Consider the following 16,902-nt stretch of genomic DNA (forward strand, 5'->3'; position numbering starts at 1 on the left):
CGCGGCACCGTGGTGACCGGTCGCATCGAGCGCGGCATCATCAAGGTGGGCGACGAAATCGAAATCGTCGGCATCCGTGCGACGCAGAAGACCACCGTGACCGGCGTGGAAATGTTCCGCAAGCTGCTGGATCAGGGCCAGGCGGGCGACAACGCGGGCCTGCTGCTGCGCGGCACCAAGCGTGACGACGTGGAGCGCGGCCAGGTGCTGTGCAAGCCGGGTTCGATCAAGCCGCACACCGACTTCGAAGCCGAAGTGTACGTGCTGTCGAAGGACGAGGGCGGCCGTCACACCCCGTTCTTCAAGGGCTACCGTCCGCAGTTCTACTTCCGCACCACCGACATCACCGGTGCGGTGCAGCTGCCGGAAGGCGTGGAAATGGTGATGCCGGGCGACAACGTCAAGATGGTGGTGACGCTGATCAACCCGGTGGCGATGGACGAAGGCCTGCGTTTCGCGATCCGCGAAGGCGGCCGTACCGTCGGCGCCGGCGTGGTGGCCAAGATCATCAAGTAATGCCCTCTGGCGGCTGCGGCCGCCAGGCTCGACGGCAGGACGGCGGCCTCGGTCGCCGGAATCCGACGAGGTGCAGGCGGCTCCGGCCGCCGGGTTCAGCGAAGGGCGGGCCGGAACCTTCGGTCCGCCTTCGCCGTCTCAGGGAAGTGCAGTCGTTCTTACTACACGCCAGTAGCTCAATTGGCAGAGCAGCGGTCTCCAAAACCGCAGGTTGGGGGTTCGAGTCCCTCCTGGCGTGCCAATCTGCCGCTCCCTATCCAGTGACCTCGGTCGCATAGCAGCAAGAGTCGGATGAACAGCAAGATCGAGCATTCCAAAGGCCCCGCCGCATCTTCCGGCGGCGATATCGTCAAGTACGTCATCGCTGCGCTGCTGGTGGTTGCCGGCCTGTTTGTCTGGTTCTGGTTCGGCGAGCCGAGTCGCGCGACGCAGCTGGGTAGCTGGTCGGGGCCGCTGCGTGCGCTGGCGGTGGTGATCGGCCTGGTGGCCGGTGCCGCGGTGTTCCTGCTGACCGCCAAGGGGCGCGAAGGCCGCGAGTTCCTGTCCGAGTCCCGTTTCGAACTGCGCAAGGTGGTGTGGCCGACCCGTCAGGAAGCCATTCGCACCACCTGGGTGGTGATCGTGGTGGTGATCATTCTGAGTCTGCTGCTGGGTGGGTTCGATTTCCTGATCCAGAAGCTGATGCAGTGGTTCGTGAGCCGTTGAGGAGAGTGCAGCAGTGAAGCGTTGGTATGTCGTTCACGCCTATTCAGGCTTCGAGAAGTCCGTGGCCCAAGCGCTGCGCGACCGTATTGTGCGTGACGAGATGCAGGAGCGCTTCGGCGACGTGCTGGTCCCCACCGAGGAAGTGATCGAGATGCGCTCCGGCCAGAAGCGCCGTTCCGAGCGCAAGTTCTTCCCGGGCTACGTGCTGGTGCAGATCGAGACCCACGACGAAGGCGGCATCCCGCGCATCGACAACGAAAGCTGGCACCTGGTCAAGGAAACGCCGAAGGTGATGGGCTTCATCGGCGGCACCGCCGACCGTCCGCTGCCGATCCGCGACGAAGAGGCCGATGCGATCCTGCAGCGCGTTCAGGATGGCGTGGAGAAGCCGCGTCCGAAGGTGCTGTTCGAGCCGGGCCAGATGGTCCGCGTCACCGACGGTCCGTTCAACGACTTCAACGGCGTGGTCGAGGAAGTCAACTACGAGAAGAGCCGCCTGCGCGTGGCGGTGCTTATCTTCGGCCGTTCCACCCCGGTGGAACTGGAATTCGGCCAGGTCGAGAAGGCCTGAGCCCGCGCCGGCGCGGCTGCGCCGGGCGCCAAAATCTCTGCTATACTGCGCGGCTCCCTGTCCAGGCAAGCCGCCGGGCAGAACGGAAGCCGCCGCGAGGCGGCTTTCTGCGCACTTCAAAAACGTGATGGCGGGACACGTGATTTTCCCGTCGCGATGGGGAGCCTGCGGTTTAGGCGCTAGCACCCGGAGACACTAAAATGGCAAAGAAAGTCGTCGGTTACATCAAGCTGCAGGTGAAGGCCGGTCAGGCCAACCCCTCGCCGCCGGTCGGGCCTGCGCTGGGTCAGCGCGGTCTGAACATCATGGAATTCTGCAAGGCGTTCAACGCCGCCACGCAGAAGCTGGAGCCGGGCCTGCCGACTCCGGTCATCATCACGGCCTACTCGGACCGTACCTTCACCTTCGTCACCAAGAGCACCCCGGCCAGCGTGCTGCTGAAGAAGGCCGCGGGCGTCAGCTCCGGCTCCAAGCGCCCGAACACCGAGAAGGTGGGCAAGGTGACCCGCAAGCAGCTCGAAGAGATCGCCAAGGCGAAGGAAGCCGACCTGACGGCGGCGGAGCTGGAAGCGGCGGTACGCACGATTGCGGGTTCCGCCCGCAGCATGGGCCTGACGGTGGAGGGTTAAGCAATGGCACAGACCAAGCGACAGAAAGCGATCCGTGCTGCCGTGCAGCCGGGCAAGGCGTATTCGATCGACGAAGCGCTGAAGATCGTCAAGACCACCAGCAAGGCCAAGTTCGTCGAAGCCGTCGACGTGGCCGTGCGTTTGGGCGTGGACGCCAAGAAGTCCGACCAGCAGGTGCGCGGTTCCACCGTGCTGCCGGCCGGTACCGGCAAGAGCGTGCGCGTGGCCGTGTTCGCCCCCGCTGGCGCCAAGGCTGACGAGGCGCTGGCCGCCGGTGCCGACGCCGTCGGCATGGACGACCTGGCCGAGAAGATGCAGGGCGGCGACCTGAACTACGACGTGGTCATCGCCACCCCGGACGCGATGCGCGTCGTCGGCAAGCTGGGCACCCTGCTGGGCCCGCGCGGCCTGATGCCGAACCCCAAGGTCGGCACCGTGTCCGCCAACCCGGCCGAAGCGGTGAAGAACGCCAAGTCGGGTCAGGTGCGCTACCGCACCGACAAGGCCGGCATCATCCACTGCACCATCGGCAAGGCCAGCTTCGAAGACGAAGCGCTGAAGAACAACCTGCAGGCGCTGCTGCTGGACCTGGTCAAGGCCAAGCCGGCGACCTCGAAGGGCACCTACCTGCAGAAGATCTCGGTGAGCTCGACCATGGGTCCGGGCGTCACCATCGATCAGGCGTCGCTGTCCCTGAAGTAATCGCAACACGGCGCCGCCCGTCAGGGGCGGCGTCGGTGTCACCCTTTTGAAGGCGTCGCCCGGGGCAACCCGACGCGAAGCCGTCAAAGACCGCAGGCGCGGTCTGCGCACACCGACGACGGGCACGGAAGCTCGACACGGCAAGGAGTCGCCGTCGGTACAGCGGGATCGCTTAATCAGCCCCTCGGGGCCAGCCGGCGTAGATGGTGCCGCCTTTCTGGAGTTTTTCTGGTGCAGGCCAGCCCGGTGTTCCGGGCGCGCTCACTCCAGGTCTGGAACGGCCACCAACTGGGATGCCATGCGGCATCCCCGGCATCCAGGAAGGAGGCCGCCCAGGACCGCAAGCGGCAGGAGCCGCGAGCGGAGTAAGTTTGAAGCAGGGATTCGGGATTCGGGATTGGGGATTGGCAAGAGCGGCGGTATCGCTCCTGACGCATCCCAGGTCGCGCATTTCAACTCCCGGCTTTAACGGAGGAGTGCAATGGCTCTCAATCTGTCCCAGAAGCAAGAAGTCGTCGCCGAACTGGCCGACGTCGCCGCGAAGGCCCACTCCTTGGTTGCTGCCGAGTACGCCGGCATCACGGTCTCGCAAATGACCGCGATGCGCAAGAAGGCGCGCGAAACCGGTGTGTACTTGCGTGTTGTCAAGAACACCCTGGCCGCGCGTGCCGTTGCCGGTACCGAATACGAGTGCGTCCAGGACGCGCTGGTCGGTCCGCTGCTGTATGCGTTCTCGACGGAAGAACCCGGCGCTGCCGGTCGTCTGATCAAGGAATTCGCCAAGGGTAACGACAAGCTGCAGGCCAAGGTCGTGTCGCTGGGTGGTCAGCTGTATCCGGCCGCTCATCTCGAGGTGTTGGCGTCGCTGCCGACCCGCGAGCAGGCGCTGGCCATGCTGGCACGCGTGCTGGCCGAGCCGGCGAGCATGTTCGCCCGTGCGGTCAAGGCCGTGGGCGACAAGCAGGGTGGCGGCGACGCCGCGCCTGCCGACGCCGAAGCGGAAGCCCCGGCCGAAACGGCTTAAGTTCGCGACACCTGAAACGGTTCACTAGAACCTCATCCAGAAAAAATTCCAAAGGTAATTACAATGTCCCTGTCTAACGAGCAGATCGTCGACGCAATCGCCGAAAAGACCCTCATGGAAGTGATGGAGCTGGTCAAGGCCATCGAAGACAAGTTCGGCGTCTCCGCCGCCGCTCCGGTCGCCGCTGCCGGCCCGGCCGTGGCCGCCGCGCCGGTCGAAGAGCAGACCGAGTTCAACGTCATCCTGATCGACGCCGGCGCCAAGAAGGTCGACGTCATCAAGGCCGTCCGCGCCATCACCGGCCTGGGCCTGAAGGAAGCCAAGGACCTCACCGAGGCCGGCGGCGTCCTGAAGGAAGCCGTGTCGAAGGAAGACGCCGACAAGTTCAAGAAGGACCTGGAAGCCGCTGGCGCGAAGGTCGAAGTCAAGTAAGCAGTCCCTTGCATCGCCAGCCGTTCAAGGCGATGCACTGAAGGCTGGGGGCGAAAGCCCCCGGCCTTTGGCCGTTTCAGGCGGGAACCGGGAACAGGGAATGGAGAGTCGGAACAGCCACGCTACGTGCGCTCCACGATTCCCCTGTCTCCATTCCCCATTCACCGCTTCACCACCGAGTTGGTAGTTGGAAGTAGCGGGAGAAGGCGTGCTGGTGCCGGCAATACCAGCGACTTCCAACTGACAATTTATGTTCACTCAGGGCCGCGGACGCGTGGCCCGCATCAGCCAAGGTGATACCTCATGACGTCTTATTCGTTCACCGAAAAGAAGCGTATCCGCAAGGACTTCGGCAAGCAGCGCTCGATCCTCGAAGTGCCGTTCCTGCTCGCCATCCAGGTGGATTCCTACCGCGAGTTCCTGCAGGAGAACACCGACCCGAACAAGCGTTCGGACCACGGCCTGCACGCGGCCCTGAAATCGGTGTTCCCGATCTCCAGCTACAGCGGCAACGCGGCGCTGGAGTACGTCGGCTACAAGCTCGGCGAACCGGTGTTCGACGAGCGTGAATGCCGCCAGCGCGGCATGAGCTACGGCGCGCCGCTGCGCGTGACCGTGCGCCTGGTGATCTACGACCGCGAGTCCTCGACCAAGGCGATCAAGTACGTCAAGGAGCAGGAGGTCTACCTCGGCGAAATCCCGCTGATGACCGACAACGGCACCTTCATCGTCAACGGTACCGAGCGCGTCATCGTCTCGCAGCTGCACCGTTCGCCCGGCGTGTTCTTCGACCACGACCGCGGCAAGACCCACAGCTCGGGCAAGCTGCTGTACAGCGCCCGCATCATCCCGTACCGCGGCTCCTGGCTGGACTTCGAGTTCGACCCGAAGGACGCGCTGTTCACCCGTATCGACCGCCGCCGCAAGCTGCCGGTGTCGATCCTGCTGCGCGCGCTCGGCTACTCGAACGAGGAGATGCTGTCCGAGTTCTTCGAGATCAACACCTTCCACATCGACCCGAAGGAAGGCGTGCAGCTGGAGCTGGTGCCCGAGCGCCTGCGCGGCGAGACCCTGAACTTCGACCTGGCCGACGGCGACAAGGTCATCGTCGAAGCCGGCAAGCGCATCACCGCGCGCCACGTCAAGCAACTCGAGGCCTCCGGCATCGCCGCGCTGGCCGTGCCCGACGAGTACCTGGTCGGCCGCATCCTGTCGCACGACGTGGTCGATGCGGCGACCGGCGAACTGCTGGCCAGCGCCAACGACGAGATCAGCGAAGATCAGCTGACCGCGTTCCGCAAGGCCGGCGTCGACGCCGTGGGCACGCTGTGGGTCAACGACCTGGATCGTGGTCCGTACCTGTCCAACACCCTGCGCATCGATCCGACCAAGACCCAGCTCGAGGCGCTGGTCGAGATCTACCGCATGATGCGTCCGGGCGAGCCGCCGACCAAGGATGCCGCGCAGAACCTGTTCCACAACCTGTTCTTCACCTTCGAGCGCTACGACCTGTCCACGGTCGGCCGCATGAAGTTCAACCGCCGTGTCGGCCGCAAGGAAGTCACCGGCGAGTCGGTCCTTTACGACAAGAAGTACTTCGGCGAGCGCAACGACGAGGAGTCCAAGCGCCTGGTCGCCGAGCACGCCGACAGCTCCGACATCCTCGACGTGATCAAGGTCCTGACCGAGATCCGCAACGGCCGCGGCGTGGTCGACGACATCGACCACCTGGGCAACCGTCGCGTGCGTTCGGTCGGCGAAATGGCCGAGAACGTGTTCCGCGTGGGCCTGGTCCGCGTCGAGCGCGCGGTCAAGGAGCGCCTGTCGATGGCCGAGTCCGAAGGCCTGACCCCGCAGGAGCTGATCAACGCCAAGCCGGTGGCCGCCGCGATCAAGGAGTTCTTCGGCTCCTCGCAGCTGTCGCAGTTCATGGACCAGAACAACCCGCTGTCGGAAGTGACGCACAAGCGTCGCGTCTCCGCGCTGGGCCCGGGCGGCCTGACCCGCGAGCGCGCCGGCTTCGAAGTGCGCGACGTGCATCCGACCCACTACGGCCGCGTCTGCACCATCGAAACGCCGGAAGGCCCGAACATCGGCCTGATCAACTCGCTGGCGGTGTACGCCCGCACCAACCAGTACGGCTTCCTCGAGACGCCGTACCGTAAGGTCGTGGACGGCCAGATCACCGACGAGGTCGAATACCTGTCGGCGATCGAAGAAAACGAGTACGTCATCGCGCAGGCCAACGCGCTGCACGACGCCAAGAGCCGCCTGACCGAGCAGTTCGTGCCGTGCCGCTACCAGGGCGAGTCGCTGCTGAAGCCGCCGGCGGAAGTGCACTTCATGGACGTGTCGCCGATGCAGACCGTGTCGATCGCGGCCGCGCTGGTGCCGTTCCTGGAGCACGACGACGCCAACCGCGCGCTGATGGGCGCGAACATGCAGCGCCAGGCCGTGCCGACGCTGCGTGCGCAGAAGCCGCTGGTCGGCACCGGCATCGAGCGCGCCGTGGCGCGCGACTCGGGCGTGACCGTGAACGCGCGTCGTGGCGGCGTGATCGAGCAGATCGACGCCGGCCGCATCGTGGTCAAGGTCAACGAGGCCGAGATCGGCGGCGGCACCGACGCCGGCGTCGACATCTACAACCTGATCAAGTACACCCGCTCCAACCAGAACACCTGCATCAACCAGCGTCCGCTGGTGAACGTGGGCGACGTGATCGCGCGTGGCGACGTGCTGGCCGACGGCCCCTCGACCGACATCGGCGAACTGGCCCTGGGCCAGAACATGCTGATCGCGTTCATGCCGTGGAACGGCTACAACTTCGAAGACTCCATCCTGCTCTCCGAGCGCGTGGTGGAAGAGGATCGCTACACCACGATCCACATCGAAGAGCTGACCTGCGTGGCGCGCGACACCAAGCTGGGGCCGGAGGAAATCTCCGCCGACATCCCCAACGTGTCCGAGCAGGCGCTGAACCGTCTGGACGAGAGCGGCGTGGTGTACATCGGTGCGGAAGTGCGCGCCGGCGACATCATGGTCGGCAAGGTCACGCCGAAGGGCGAGAGCCAGCTGACCCCGGAAGAGAAGCTGCTGCGCGCGATCTTCGGCGAGAAGGCCTCGGACGTGAAGGACAGCTCGCTGCGCGTGCCGCCGGGCATGGACGGCACCGTCATCGACGTGCAGGTGTTCACCCGCGACGGCATCGAGAAGGACAAGCGCGCCCGCCAGATCGAGGAAAACGAGATCAAGCGGGTCAAGAAGGACTTCGACGACCAGTTCCGCATCCTCGAAAGCGCGATCTATGCGCGTCTGCGTGGCCAGCTGATCGGCAAGGTCGCCAATGGCGGCCCGAACCTGAAGAAGGGCGACACCGTCAGCGACGCCTACCTGGACGGCCTGAAGAAGTCCGACTGGTTCGCGCTGCGCATGAAGGACGAGGACGCCTCCGAGGCGATCGAGCGCGCGCAGAAGCAGATCCAGGCGCACGAGAAGGAGTTCGAGCGTCGCTTCGCCGACAAGCGCGGCAAGATCACCGCCGGCGACGACCTCGCCCCGGGCGTGCTGAAGATGGTCAAGGTGTTCCTGGCGGTGAAGCGCCGCATCCAGCCCGGCGACAAGATGGCCGGTCGCCACGGCAACAAGGGTGTCGTGTCGATGATCCAGCCGATCGAGGACATGCCGTACATGGCCAACGGCGAGACCGTGGACATCGTGCTGAACCCGCTGGGCGTGCCGTCGCGTATGAACATCGGTCAGGTGCTGGAAGTGCACCTGGGCTGGGCCGCCAAGGGCCTGGGTCGCAAGATCCAGAACATGCTCGAGGCCCAGGCCAAGGTTGCCGACCTGCGCAAGTTCCTGGCGCAGATCTACAACCACGACCAGAAGCTGGGCGAGGACCGCGTGGATCTGGACCAGTTCAGCGACGCGGAGCTGCTGGCGTTGTCGAAGAACCTGACCGACGGCGTGCCGATGGCCACCCCGGTGTTCGACGGTGCGACCGAGGCCGAGATCAAGCACATGCTCGAACTCGCCGACCTGCCGATCAGCGGCCAGACCCAGCTGTACGACGGCCGCACCGGCGAGGCGTTCGATCGCCACACCACGGTCGGCTACATGCACATGCTGAAGCTGAACCACCTGGTCGACGACAAGATGCACGCGCGCTCCACCGGCCCGTACTCGCTGGTCACCCAGCAGCCGCTGGGCGGCAAGGCGCAGTTCGGCGGCCAGCGCTTCGGCGAAATGGAAGTCTGGGCGCTGGAAGCCTACGGCGCGGCCTACACCCTGCAGGAAATGCTGACGGTGAAGTCCGACGACGTGCAGGGCCGCAACCAGATGTACAAGAACATCGTCGACGGCGAGCACGAGATGGTCGCCGGCATGCCGGAGTCCTTCAACGTGCTGGTGAAGGAAATCCGCTCGCTGGCGATCAACATGGAACTGGAAGACTGAGGGCAGGGAATGAGGAGTCGGGACTAGGAAACCGCCCGGGCGTTTGCCCACAGGCCGCTGGCGTTTCCTGTCCCGCCTCTCCGCTTCCAACGATTCCCTATTCGCTATTCCCGATTCCCGGAGAAATCAAATGAAAGACCTGCTCAACCTCTTCAACCAGCAGCGCCAGACGCTGGACTTCGACGCGATCAAGATCGCGCTGGCCTCGCCGGACCTGATCCGTTCGTGGTCCTTCGGCGAAGTGAAGAAGCCGGAAACCATCAACTACCGCACCTTCAAGCCCGAGCGCGACGGCCTGTTCTGCGCCGCCATCTTCGGCCCGATCAAGGACTACGAGTGCCTGTGCGGCAAGTACAAGCGCATGAAGCACCGCGGCGTGGTCTGCGAGAAGTGCGGCACCGAAGTGACCCTGGCCAAGGTGCGTCGCGAGCGCATGGGTCACATCGACCTGGCCTCGCCGGTCGCGCACATCTGGTTCCTGAAGTCGCTGCCGTCGCGCATCGGCCTGATGCTGGACATGACCCTGCGCGACATCGAGCGCGTGCTGTACTTCGAAGCCTACGTGGTGACCGAGCCGGGCCTGACCGCGCTTGAGCGCCGCCAGCTGCTGACCGAAGAGCAGTACCTGACCGCGCGCCAGGAGCACGGCGACGACTTCGACGCCGCCATGGGCGCCGAGGCCGTGTACGAACTGCTGCGCACCATCGACCTGCAGTCGGAGATGACCCGCCTGCGCGAAGAGATCGCCAGCACCGGTTCGGAAACCAAGCTCAAGCGCCTGACCAAGCGCATCAAGCTGATCGAGGCCTTCATCGAGTCCGGCAACCGTCCGGAGTGGATGGTGATGACCGTGCTGCCGGTGCTGCCGCCGGATCTGCGTCCGCTGGTGCCGCTGGACGGCGGCCGCTTCGCGACCTCCGATCTGAACGACCTGTACCGCCGCGTCATCAACCGCAACAACCGCCTGCGCCGCCTGCTCGAGCTGAACGCGCCGGACATCATCGTGCGCAACGAAAAGCGCATGCTGCAGGAATCGGTCGATGCGCTGCTGGACAACGGCCGCCGCGGCCGTGCCATCACCGGCACCAACAAGCGCCCGCTGAAGTCGCTGGCCGACATGATCAAGGGCAAGCAGGGCCGGTTCCGCCAGAACCTGCTCGGCAAGCGCGTGGACTACTCCGGCCGTTCGGTGATCGTGGTCGGCCCGACCCTGCGTCTGCACGAGTGCGGCCTGCCGAAGAAGATGGCGCTGGAGCTGTTCAAGCCGTTCGTGTTCGCCAAGCTGCAGCGTCGCGGCCTGGCCACCACCATCAAGGCCGCCAAGAAGCTGGTCGAGCGCGAAGAAGCCGAAGTCTGGGACATCCTGGAAGAGGTGATCCGCGAGCACCCGGTGCTGCTGAACCGTGCGCCGACCCTGCACCGCCTGGGCATCCAGGCGTTCGAGCCGGTGCTGATCGAAGGCAAGGCGATCCAGCTGCACCCGCTGGTCTGCACCGCGTTCAACGCCGACTTCGACGGTGACCAGATGGCCGTGCACGTGCCGCTGTCGCTGGAAGCGCAGCTGGAAGCGCGCGCGCTGATGATGTCCACCAACAACATCCTGTCGCCGGCCAACGGCGAGCCGATCATCGTGCCGTCGCAGGACGTGGTGCTGGGCCTGTACTACATGAGCCGCGCCCTGGAGAACAAGAAGGGCGAGGGCATGGTGTTCGCCAACATCGCCGAAGTGAAGCGCGCCTACGACAACCGTGCGGTCGAACTGCACGCCAAGGTCAAGGTCCGCATCACCGAGACGGTGATCGACGAAGAAGGCAACCGCAGCAAGAAGACCTCGATCGTGGACACCACGATCGGGCGCGCGCTGCTGGCCGAGATCCTGCCGGAAGGCCTGCCGTTCGCGCTGGCCAACACCGAGCTGACCAAGAAGAACATCAGCCGCCTGATCAACTCCAGCTACCGCCAGCTGGGTCTGAAGGACAGCGTCGTGTTCGCCGACAAGCTGATGTACACCGGCTTCGCCTATGCGACCCGCGCCGGCGTGTCGATCGGCATCGACGACATGCTGATCCCGTCGGAGAAGAAGGGCATCCTCGGCGAAGCCGAGCAGGAAGTGCTGGAGATCCAGGAGCAGTATCAGTCCGGTCTGGTCACCGCCGGCGAGCGCTACAACAAGGTCGTGGACATCTGGTCGCGCACCAACGAGCGCATCGCCAAGGCGATGATGGACACCATCGGCACCGAGAAGGTGGTCAACGCCAAGGGCGAGACCATCGACCAGAAGTCGATGAACTCCCTGTACATCATGGCCGACTCCGGCGCGCGTGGTTCGCAGGCGCAGATCCGTCAGCTGGCCGGCATGCGCGGCCTGATGGCCCGCCCGGACGGCTCGATCATCGAGACGCCGATCAAGGCGAACTTCCGCGAAGGCCTGAACGTGCAGGAGTACTTCAACTCAACCCACGGTGCCCGTAAGGGTCTGGCCGATACCGCGCTGAAGACCGCCAACTCCGGTTACCTGACCCGTCGCCTGGTCGACGTGGCGCAGGACGTGGTGATCACCGAGCCCGATTGCGGCACCACCGACGGCCTGACCATGACCCCGATCGTGGAAGGCGGCGACGTGGTCGAGCCGCTGCGCGATCGTGTGCTCGGCCGTGTGGTGGCCGAGGACGTGTTCCTGCCGGGCAACGACGAGGATCCGATCGTCACCCGCAACACCCTGCTCGACGAGCAGTGGGTGGCCAAGCTGGAAGAAGCCGGCGTGCAGTCGGTCAAGGTCCGCTCGACCATCACCTGCGAATCGGCGTTCGGCGTGTGCGCGCGCTGCTACGGCCGCGACCTGGCCCGTGGCCACCTGGTCAACATCGGCGAAGCGGTCGGCGTCATCGCCGCGCAGTCGATCGGCGAGCCGGGTACCCAGCTGACCATGCGTACCTTCCACATCGGCGGCGCGGCCTCGCGTGCGGCGGCGGTGGACAACATCACGGTCAAGACCACCGGTTCGATCAAGTTCAACAACCTCAAGTCGGTCGAGCACGCCAACGGCTCGCTGGTGGCGGTGTCGCGTTCGGGCGAACTGTCGGTGCTCGACGGCCACGGCCGCGAGCGCGAGCGCTACAAGCTGCCGTACGGCGCCACCATCACCGCCAAGGACGGTGACGCGGTCAAGGCCGGCCAGTCGGTGGCGAACTGGGATCCGCACAACCACCCGATCGTGTCGGAAGTGGCCGGTTTCATCCGCTTCATCGACTTCATCGACGGCGTCACCGTCATCGAGAAGACCGACGAACTGACCGGCCTGGCCTCGCGCGAGATCACCGATCCGAAGCGTCGCGGCACCCAGGCCAAGGACCTGCGCCCGATCGTGCGCATCGTCGACGCCAAGGGCAACGACCTGACCATCCCGGGCACCGATCTGCCGGCGCAGTACCTGCTGCCGCCGCGCTCGATCGTCAACCTGCAGGACGGCGCGCCGGTCGGCGTGGGCGACGTGGTCGCCAAGATCCCGCAGGAAGCGTCCAAGACCCGCGACATCACCGGTGGTCTGCCGCGCGTGGCCGACCTGTTCGAAGCGCGCAAGCCGAAGGATCCGGCGATCCTGGCCGAGCGTTCGGGCATCATCAGCTTCGGCAAGGACACCAAGGGCAAGCAGCGCCTGATCATCAAGGACACCGACGGGTCGGAGCACGAAGAGCTGATCCCGAAGTACCGCCAGATCATCGTGTTCGAAGGCGAGCACGTGGCCAAGGGCGAAACCGTGGTGGACGGCGAGCCGAGCCCGCAGGACATCCTGCGTCTGCTGGGCGTCGAGCCGCTGGCCGCGTACCTGGTCAAGGAAATCCAGGACGTGTACCGCCTGCAGGGCGTGAAGATCAACGACAAGCACATCGAGGTCATCACCCGGCAGATGCTGCGCAAGGTCGAGATCACCGACCAGGGCAACAGCAAGTTCCTCAACGGCGAGCAGGCCGAGCGCCAGCGCGTCATCGAGGAGAATGCCCGCCTGGTGACCCGCAACGAACTGCCGGCCAAGTACGAGCCGGTGCTGCTGGGCATCACCAAGGCCTCGCTGGCGACCGAGTCGTTCATCTCGGCCGCGTCGTTCCAGGAGACCACCCGCGTCCTCACCGAGGCGGCGGTCCGTGGCACCAGCGATACGCTGCGCGGCCTGAAGGAAAACGTGATCGTGGGTCGTCTGATCCCGGCCGGTACCGGCCTGGCGTACCACAACACGCGCCGCCGCAACGCCAGCGGCCTGACCGAGTCGGAGATGCAGACCCTGTCCGGCGGCAGCGCCGAGCCGGCGGTCGAGACCTCCGCCCCGGCGGCTGCCGGCAGCGAAGAGTAAGCAACACGCCGGACCGGTCCCGTCCGCGGGGCCGGTCTACCACGCGAAAGGGGGCGCAGCGGAAGCGCCCCGTATTCCGGCCCCGGATGGGCCAGCAAGTAAAAATTCCGTTCTGTTGACGGCGCTTTGACTTGCCCGCTATACTTTCCTGTCTCGGCAGGCCGTCCTTCGGCCTGCCTTCGTTTTCACGCATCCAGGCCCGATGGCCTCAATCAGAAGAATCCACTGATGGCGACGATCAACCAGCTGGTCCGCAAGCCGCGGCAGGCGACCACCTACAAGAGCGCCTCTCCGGCGCTGGACAAGTGCCCGCAGCGCCGTGGCGTCTGCACGCGCGTGTACACCACCACCCCGAAGAAGCCGAACTCGGCCCTGCGTAAGGTCGCCAAGGTGCGCCTGACCAACCAGGAAGAGGTCATCAGCTACATCGGCGGCGAAGGCCACAACCTGCAGGAGCACTCCGTGGTCCTGATCCGCGGCGGTCGCGTCAAGGATCTGCCGGGCGTGCGCTACCACACCGTGCGCGGTTCGCTCGATGCCGCTGGCGTCGCCAAGCGTCGCCAGGGTCGTTCCAAGTACGGCGCCAAGCGTCCGAAGAAGAGCTAAGGGAAGCACACATGTCACGTAAAGGTAATACGCCGCAGCGCGCCGTCCTCCCGGATCCCAAGCACGGGAGCGAGACCATCGCCCGCTTCATCAACATGGTGATGCTGAGCGGCAAGAAGTCGGTCGCCGAAAAGATCGTCTACGGCGCGATGGACGTCATCGGCGAAAAGAACCCCAACGCGGTCGAGCTGGTGCAGAAGGCGCTGGACAACGTCGCTCCGGCGGTCGAAGTCAAGTCGCGTCGCGTCGGCGGTGCCACCTACCAGGTGCCGGTCGAGGTGCGTTCCTCCCGTCGCATGGCGCTGGCGATGCGCTGGCTGATCGACTCGGCGCGCAAGCGCGGCGAGAACTCGATGCCGCGCAAGCTCGCGGCCGAGCTGGTCGACGCCTCGGAAAACCGTGGTGGCGCCATCAAGAAGCGCGAAGAGACTCACCGCATGGCGGAAGCGAACAAGGCGTTCGCGCACTACCGCTGGTGACCTTCCGGGCCTTGGAAACGGGGCCCGTCAGCACTATCTAGAAGTGCTGCTAGCTGCGCCGTCGCGCGCGGCACAAATCCGAAGGCCGCCGCAAGGCGGCGTTCGGCCATCCGAAATCCAAGAAATTTGAGAGGCTCCCTGTGGCCCGTACCACTCCCATCGAGCGTTACCGCAACTTCGGCATCATGGCTCACATCGATGCCGGCAAGACCACCACCTCCGAGCGCATCCTGTTCTACACCGGCGTCAGCCACAAGATCGGCGAGGTGCATGACGGTGCCGCGACGATGGACTGGATGGAGCAGGAGCAGGAGCGTGGCATCACCATCACCTCCGCGGCCACCACGGCGTTCTGGAGCGGCATGGACAAGTCGCTGCCGCAGCACCGCTTCAACATCATCGATACCCCCGGGCACGTCGACTTCACCATCGAAGTCGAGCGCTCGCTGCGCGTGCTCGATGGCGCGGTGTTCGTGCTGTGTGCGGTCGGTGGCGTACAGCCGCAGTCCGAGACCGTGTGGCGCCAGGCCAACAAGTACGCGGTGCCGCGCCTTGCCTTCGTCAACAAGATGGACCGCACCGGTGCCAACTTCGACAAGGTGGTCGAGCAGCTGAAGTCGCGCCTGGGTGCCTACCCGGTGCCGATGCAGGTGCCGATCGGCGCCGAAGACGGCTTCGAAGGCGTGGTCGACCTGATCAAGATGAAGGCGGTCCATTGGGATACCGCTTCCCAGGGCACCGTGTTCGAGTACCGCGAGATCCCCGCGCACCTGGCCGACAAGGCCACCGAGGCGCGTGCGTTCATGGTCGAGGCCGCGGCCGAAGCCAACGAAGACCTGATGGACAAGTACCTCAACGAGGGCGACCTGTCCGAGGCCGAGATCATCAATGGCCTGCGCGAGCGCACCCTGAAGGTGGAAGTGGTGCCGGTGTACTGCGGTACCGCGTTCAAGAACAAGGGCGTGCAGGCGATGCTCGACGGCGTGATCCAGCTGCTGCCGTCGCCCAGCGATCGTCCGCCGGTCAAGGGCATCGACGAGGACGACAAGGAAGACAGCCGTCCGGCTACCGACACCGCGCCGTTCTCGGCGCTGGCGTTCAAGATCATGACCGACCCGTTCGTCGGCTCGCTGACCTTCTTCCGCGTCTACTCCGGCACGCTGAACTCCGGCGACCAGGTGTACAACCCGGTCAAGTCGAAGAAGGAGCGCGTGGGTCGCATCCTGCAGATGCACTCCAACAACCGCGAAGAGATCAAGGAAGTGCGCGCGGGCGACATCGCCGCGGCGGTGGGCCTGAAGGACGTCACCACCGGCGACACGCTGTGCGCGCAGGACAACATCATCATCCTGGAGCGCATGGTGTTCCCGGAGCCGGTGATCTCGATGGCGGTCGAGCCGAAGACCAAGTCGGACCAGGAAAAGATGGGCATCGCGCTGAGCCGTCTGGCGCAGGAAGATCCCTCGTTCCGCGTCAACACCGACGAGGAATCCGGCCAGACCATCATCCGCGGCATGGGCGAGTTGCACCTGGAAATCATGGTCGACCGCATGAAGCGCGAGTTCAACGTCGAAGCCAACGTCGGCAAGCCGCAGGTGGCCTACCGCGAGACCATCCGCAAGGCGGTCAAGCAGGAAGGCAAGTTCGTGCGTCAGTCCGGCGGTAAGGGCCAGTACGGTCATGTCGTGCTCGAGATCGAGCCGCAGGAGCGTGGCCTGGGCTACACCTTCGAGAACGCGATCGTCGGCGGCGTGGTGCCGAAGGAATACATCCCGGCGGTGGACAAGGGCATCCAGGAAGCGGTGGCCAACGGCGTGATGGCCGGCTACCCGATCGTGGACGTCAAGGTGCGCCTGATCGACGGTTCGTACCATGACGTCGACTCCTCGGAAATGGCGTTCAAGATCGCCGGCTCGATGGGCTTCAAGGAAGGCTTCAACAAGGCCAACCCGGTGCTGCTGGAGCCGATCATGAAGGTCGAGGTGGTGACCCCGGAAGACTACCTGGGCGATGTGATGGGCGACGTCAGCCGTCGTCGCGGCATCCTGCAGGGCCAGGACGACAGCCCGTCCGGCAAGGTGATCAACGCGATGGTGCCGCTGGGCGAAATGTTCGGCTACGCCACCACGCTGCGCTCGATGTCGCAGGGTCGCGCCACGTTCTCGATGGAGTTCGACCACTACGCTGAAGCGCCGGCCAACATCGCCGAAGCGGTCATCAAGAAGAGCTGAGACTAGAGCGACGGGATGCGTGCGGCGGACCAGGTCCGCGCCGCATCCCGCTCTCTGTTCCCCCAATACGAATCACGAGGTAGAGAAGACATGGCAAAGGGTAAGTTCGAGCGCACCAAGCCGCACGTCAACGTCGGCACCATCGGTCACGTCGACCACGGCAAGACCACGCTGACCGCGGCGCTGACCAAGATCGGCGCAGAG

At 65.2% G+C, this 16,902-nt stretch carries 13 protein-coding genes and 1 tRNA gene; all 14 read left to right on the plus strand.

Going from position 1 to position 16,902, the window contains the following annotated elements; genetic code table 11:
- On the plus strand, positions 1-516 hold a 516-nt coding region (locus J7357_RS21180; RefSeq protein WP_209248499.1), incomplete at its 5' end, for an EF-Tu/IF-2/RF-3 family GTPase.
- A 165-nt stretch (positions 517-681) separates the two neighbouring features.
- A tRNA-Trp gene (locus J7357_RS21185) sits at positions 682-757 on the plus strand.
- Between the two features lie 50 nt (positions 758-807).
- Positions 808-1,221, plus strand: a complete 414-nt coding sequence (gene secE / locus J7357_RS21190; RefSeq protein WP_010341346.1) for a preprotein translocase subunit SecE — start codon at positions 808-810, stop codon at positions 1,219-1,221.
- Positions 1,222-1,234: 13 nt separating this feature from the next.
- Positions 1,235-1,792, plus strand: a complete 558-nt coding sequence (nusG, locus tag J7357_RS21195) for a transcription termination/antitermination protein NusG (protein ID WP_048490043.1) — start codon at positions 1,235-1,237, stop codon at positions 1,790-1,792.
- Positions 1,793-1,992: 200 nt separating this feature from the next.
- Positions 1,993-2,421, plus strand: coding sequence for a 50S ribosomal protein L11 (gene rplK, locus J7357_RS21200; protein WP_010341342.1), 429 nt, complete (start codon positions 1,993-1,995; stop codon positions 2,419-2,421).
- Between the two features lie 3 nt (positions 2,422-2,424).
- Positions 2,425-3,123 (plus strand): 50S ribosomal protein L1, encoded by a 699-nt coding sequence (gene rplA, locus J7357_RS21205; protein WP_010341341.1) that lies wholly within the window; start codon positions 2,425-2,427, stop codon positions 3,121-3,123.
- Between the two features lie 481 nt (positions 3,124-3,604).
- Positions 3,605-4,147, plus strand: a complete 543-nt coding sequence (rplJ, locus tag J7357_RS21210; RefSeq protein WP_010341340.1) for a 50S ribosomal protein L10 — start codon at positions 3,605-3,607, stop codon at positions 4,145-4,147.
- Between the two features lie 63 nt (positions 4,148-4,210).
- Positions 4,211-4,579 carry a 50S ribosomal protein L7/L12 gene (gene rplL / locus J7357_RS21215; protein ID WP_010341338.1) on the plus strand — a complete coding sequence of 123 codons (369 nt, stop codon included), beginning with the start codon at positions 4,211-4,213 and terminating at the stop codon, positions 4,577-4,579.
- A 303-nt stretch (positions 4,580-4,882) separates the two neighbouring features.
- Entirely contained in the window at positions 4,883-9,034 is a 4,152-nt protein-coding gene (rpoB, locus tag J7357_RS21220; protein WP_209249501.1) for a DNA-directed RNA polymerase subunit beta, read from the plus strand.
- A 130-nt stretch (positions 9,035-9,164) separates the two neighbouring features.
- The gene (gene rpoC, locus J7357_RS21225; protein ID WP_209231209.1) at positions 9,165-13,382 is read left to right on the plus strand and encodes a DNA-directed RNA polymerase subunit beta'; all 4,218 of its coding nucleotides are present in this window, start codon (positions 9,165-9,167) and stop codon (positions 13,380-13,382) included.
- Between the two features lie 228 nt (positions 13,383-13,610).
- Complete coding sequence (gene rpsL / locus J7357_RS21230; protein WP_160967003.1) at positions 13,611-13,988, plus strand: 30S ribosomal protein S12; 378 nt, start codon at positions 13,611-13,613, stop codon at positions 13,986-13,988.
- Positions 13,989-13,999: 11 nt separating this feature from the next.
- Positions 14,000-14,467, plus strand: a complete 468-nt coding sequence (gene rpsG / locus J7357_RS21235; protein WP_048490049.1) for a 30S ribosomal protein S7 — start codon at positions 14,000-14,002, stop codon at positions 14,465-14,467.
- A gap of 140 nt (positions 14,468-14,607) precedes the next feature.
- Positions 14,608-16,698, plus strand: a complete 2,091-nt coding sequence (fusA, locus tag J7357_RS21240; protein WP_209249504.1) for an elongation factor G — start codon at positions 14,608-14,610, stop codon at positions 16,696-16,698.
- A gap of 90 nt (positions 16,699-16,788) precedes the next feature.
- Positions 16,789-16,902, plus strand: a 114-nt coding sequence (locus J7357_RS21245) for a GTP-binding protein (protein WP_209249507.1), incomplete at its 3' end; no start/stop codon positions are given.

The sequence above is a fragment of the Xanthomonas sp. D-109 genome (genome assembly GCF_017746095.1).
GTDB lineage: Bacteria > Pseudomonadota > Gammaproteobacteria > Xanthomonadales > Xanthomonadaceae > Xanthomonas_A > Xanthomonas_A sacchari.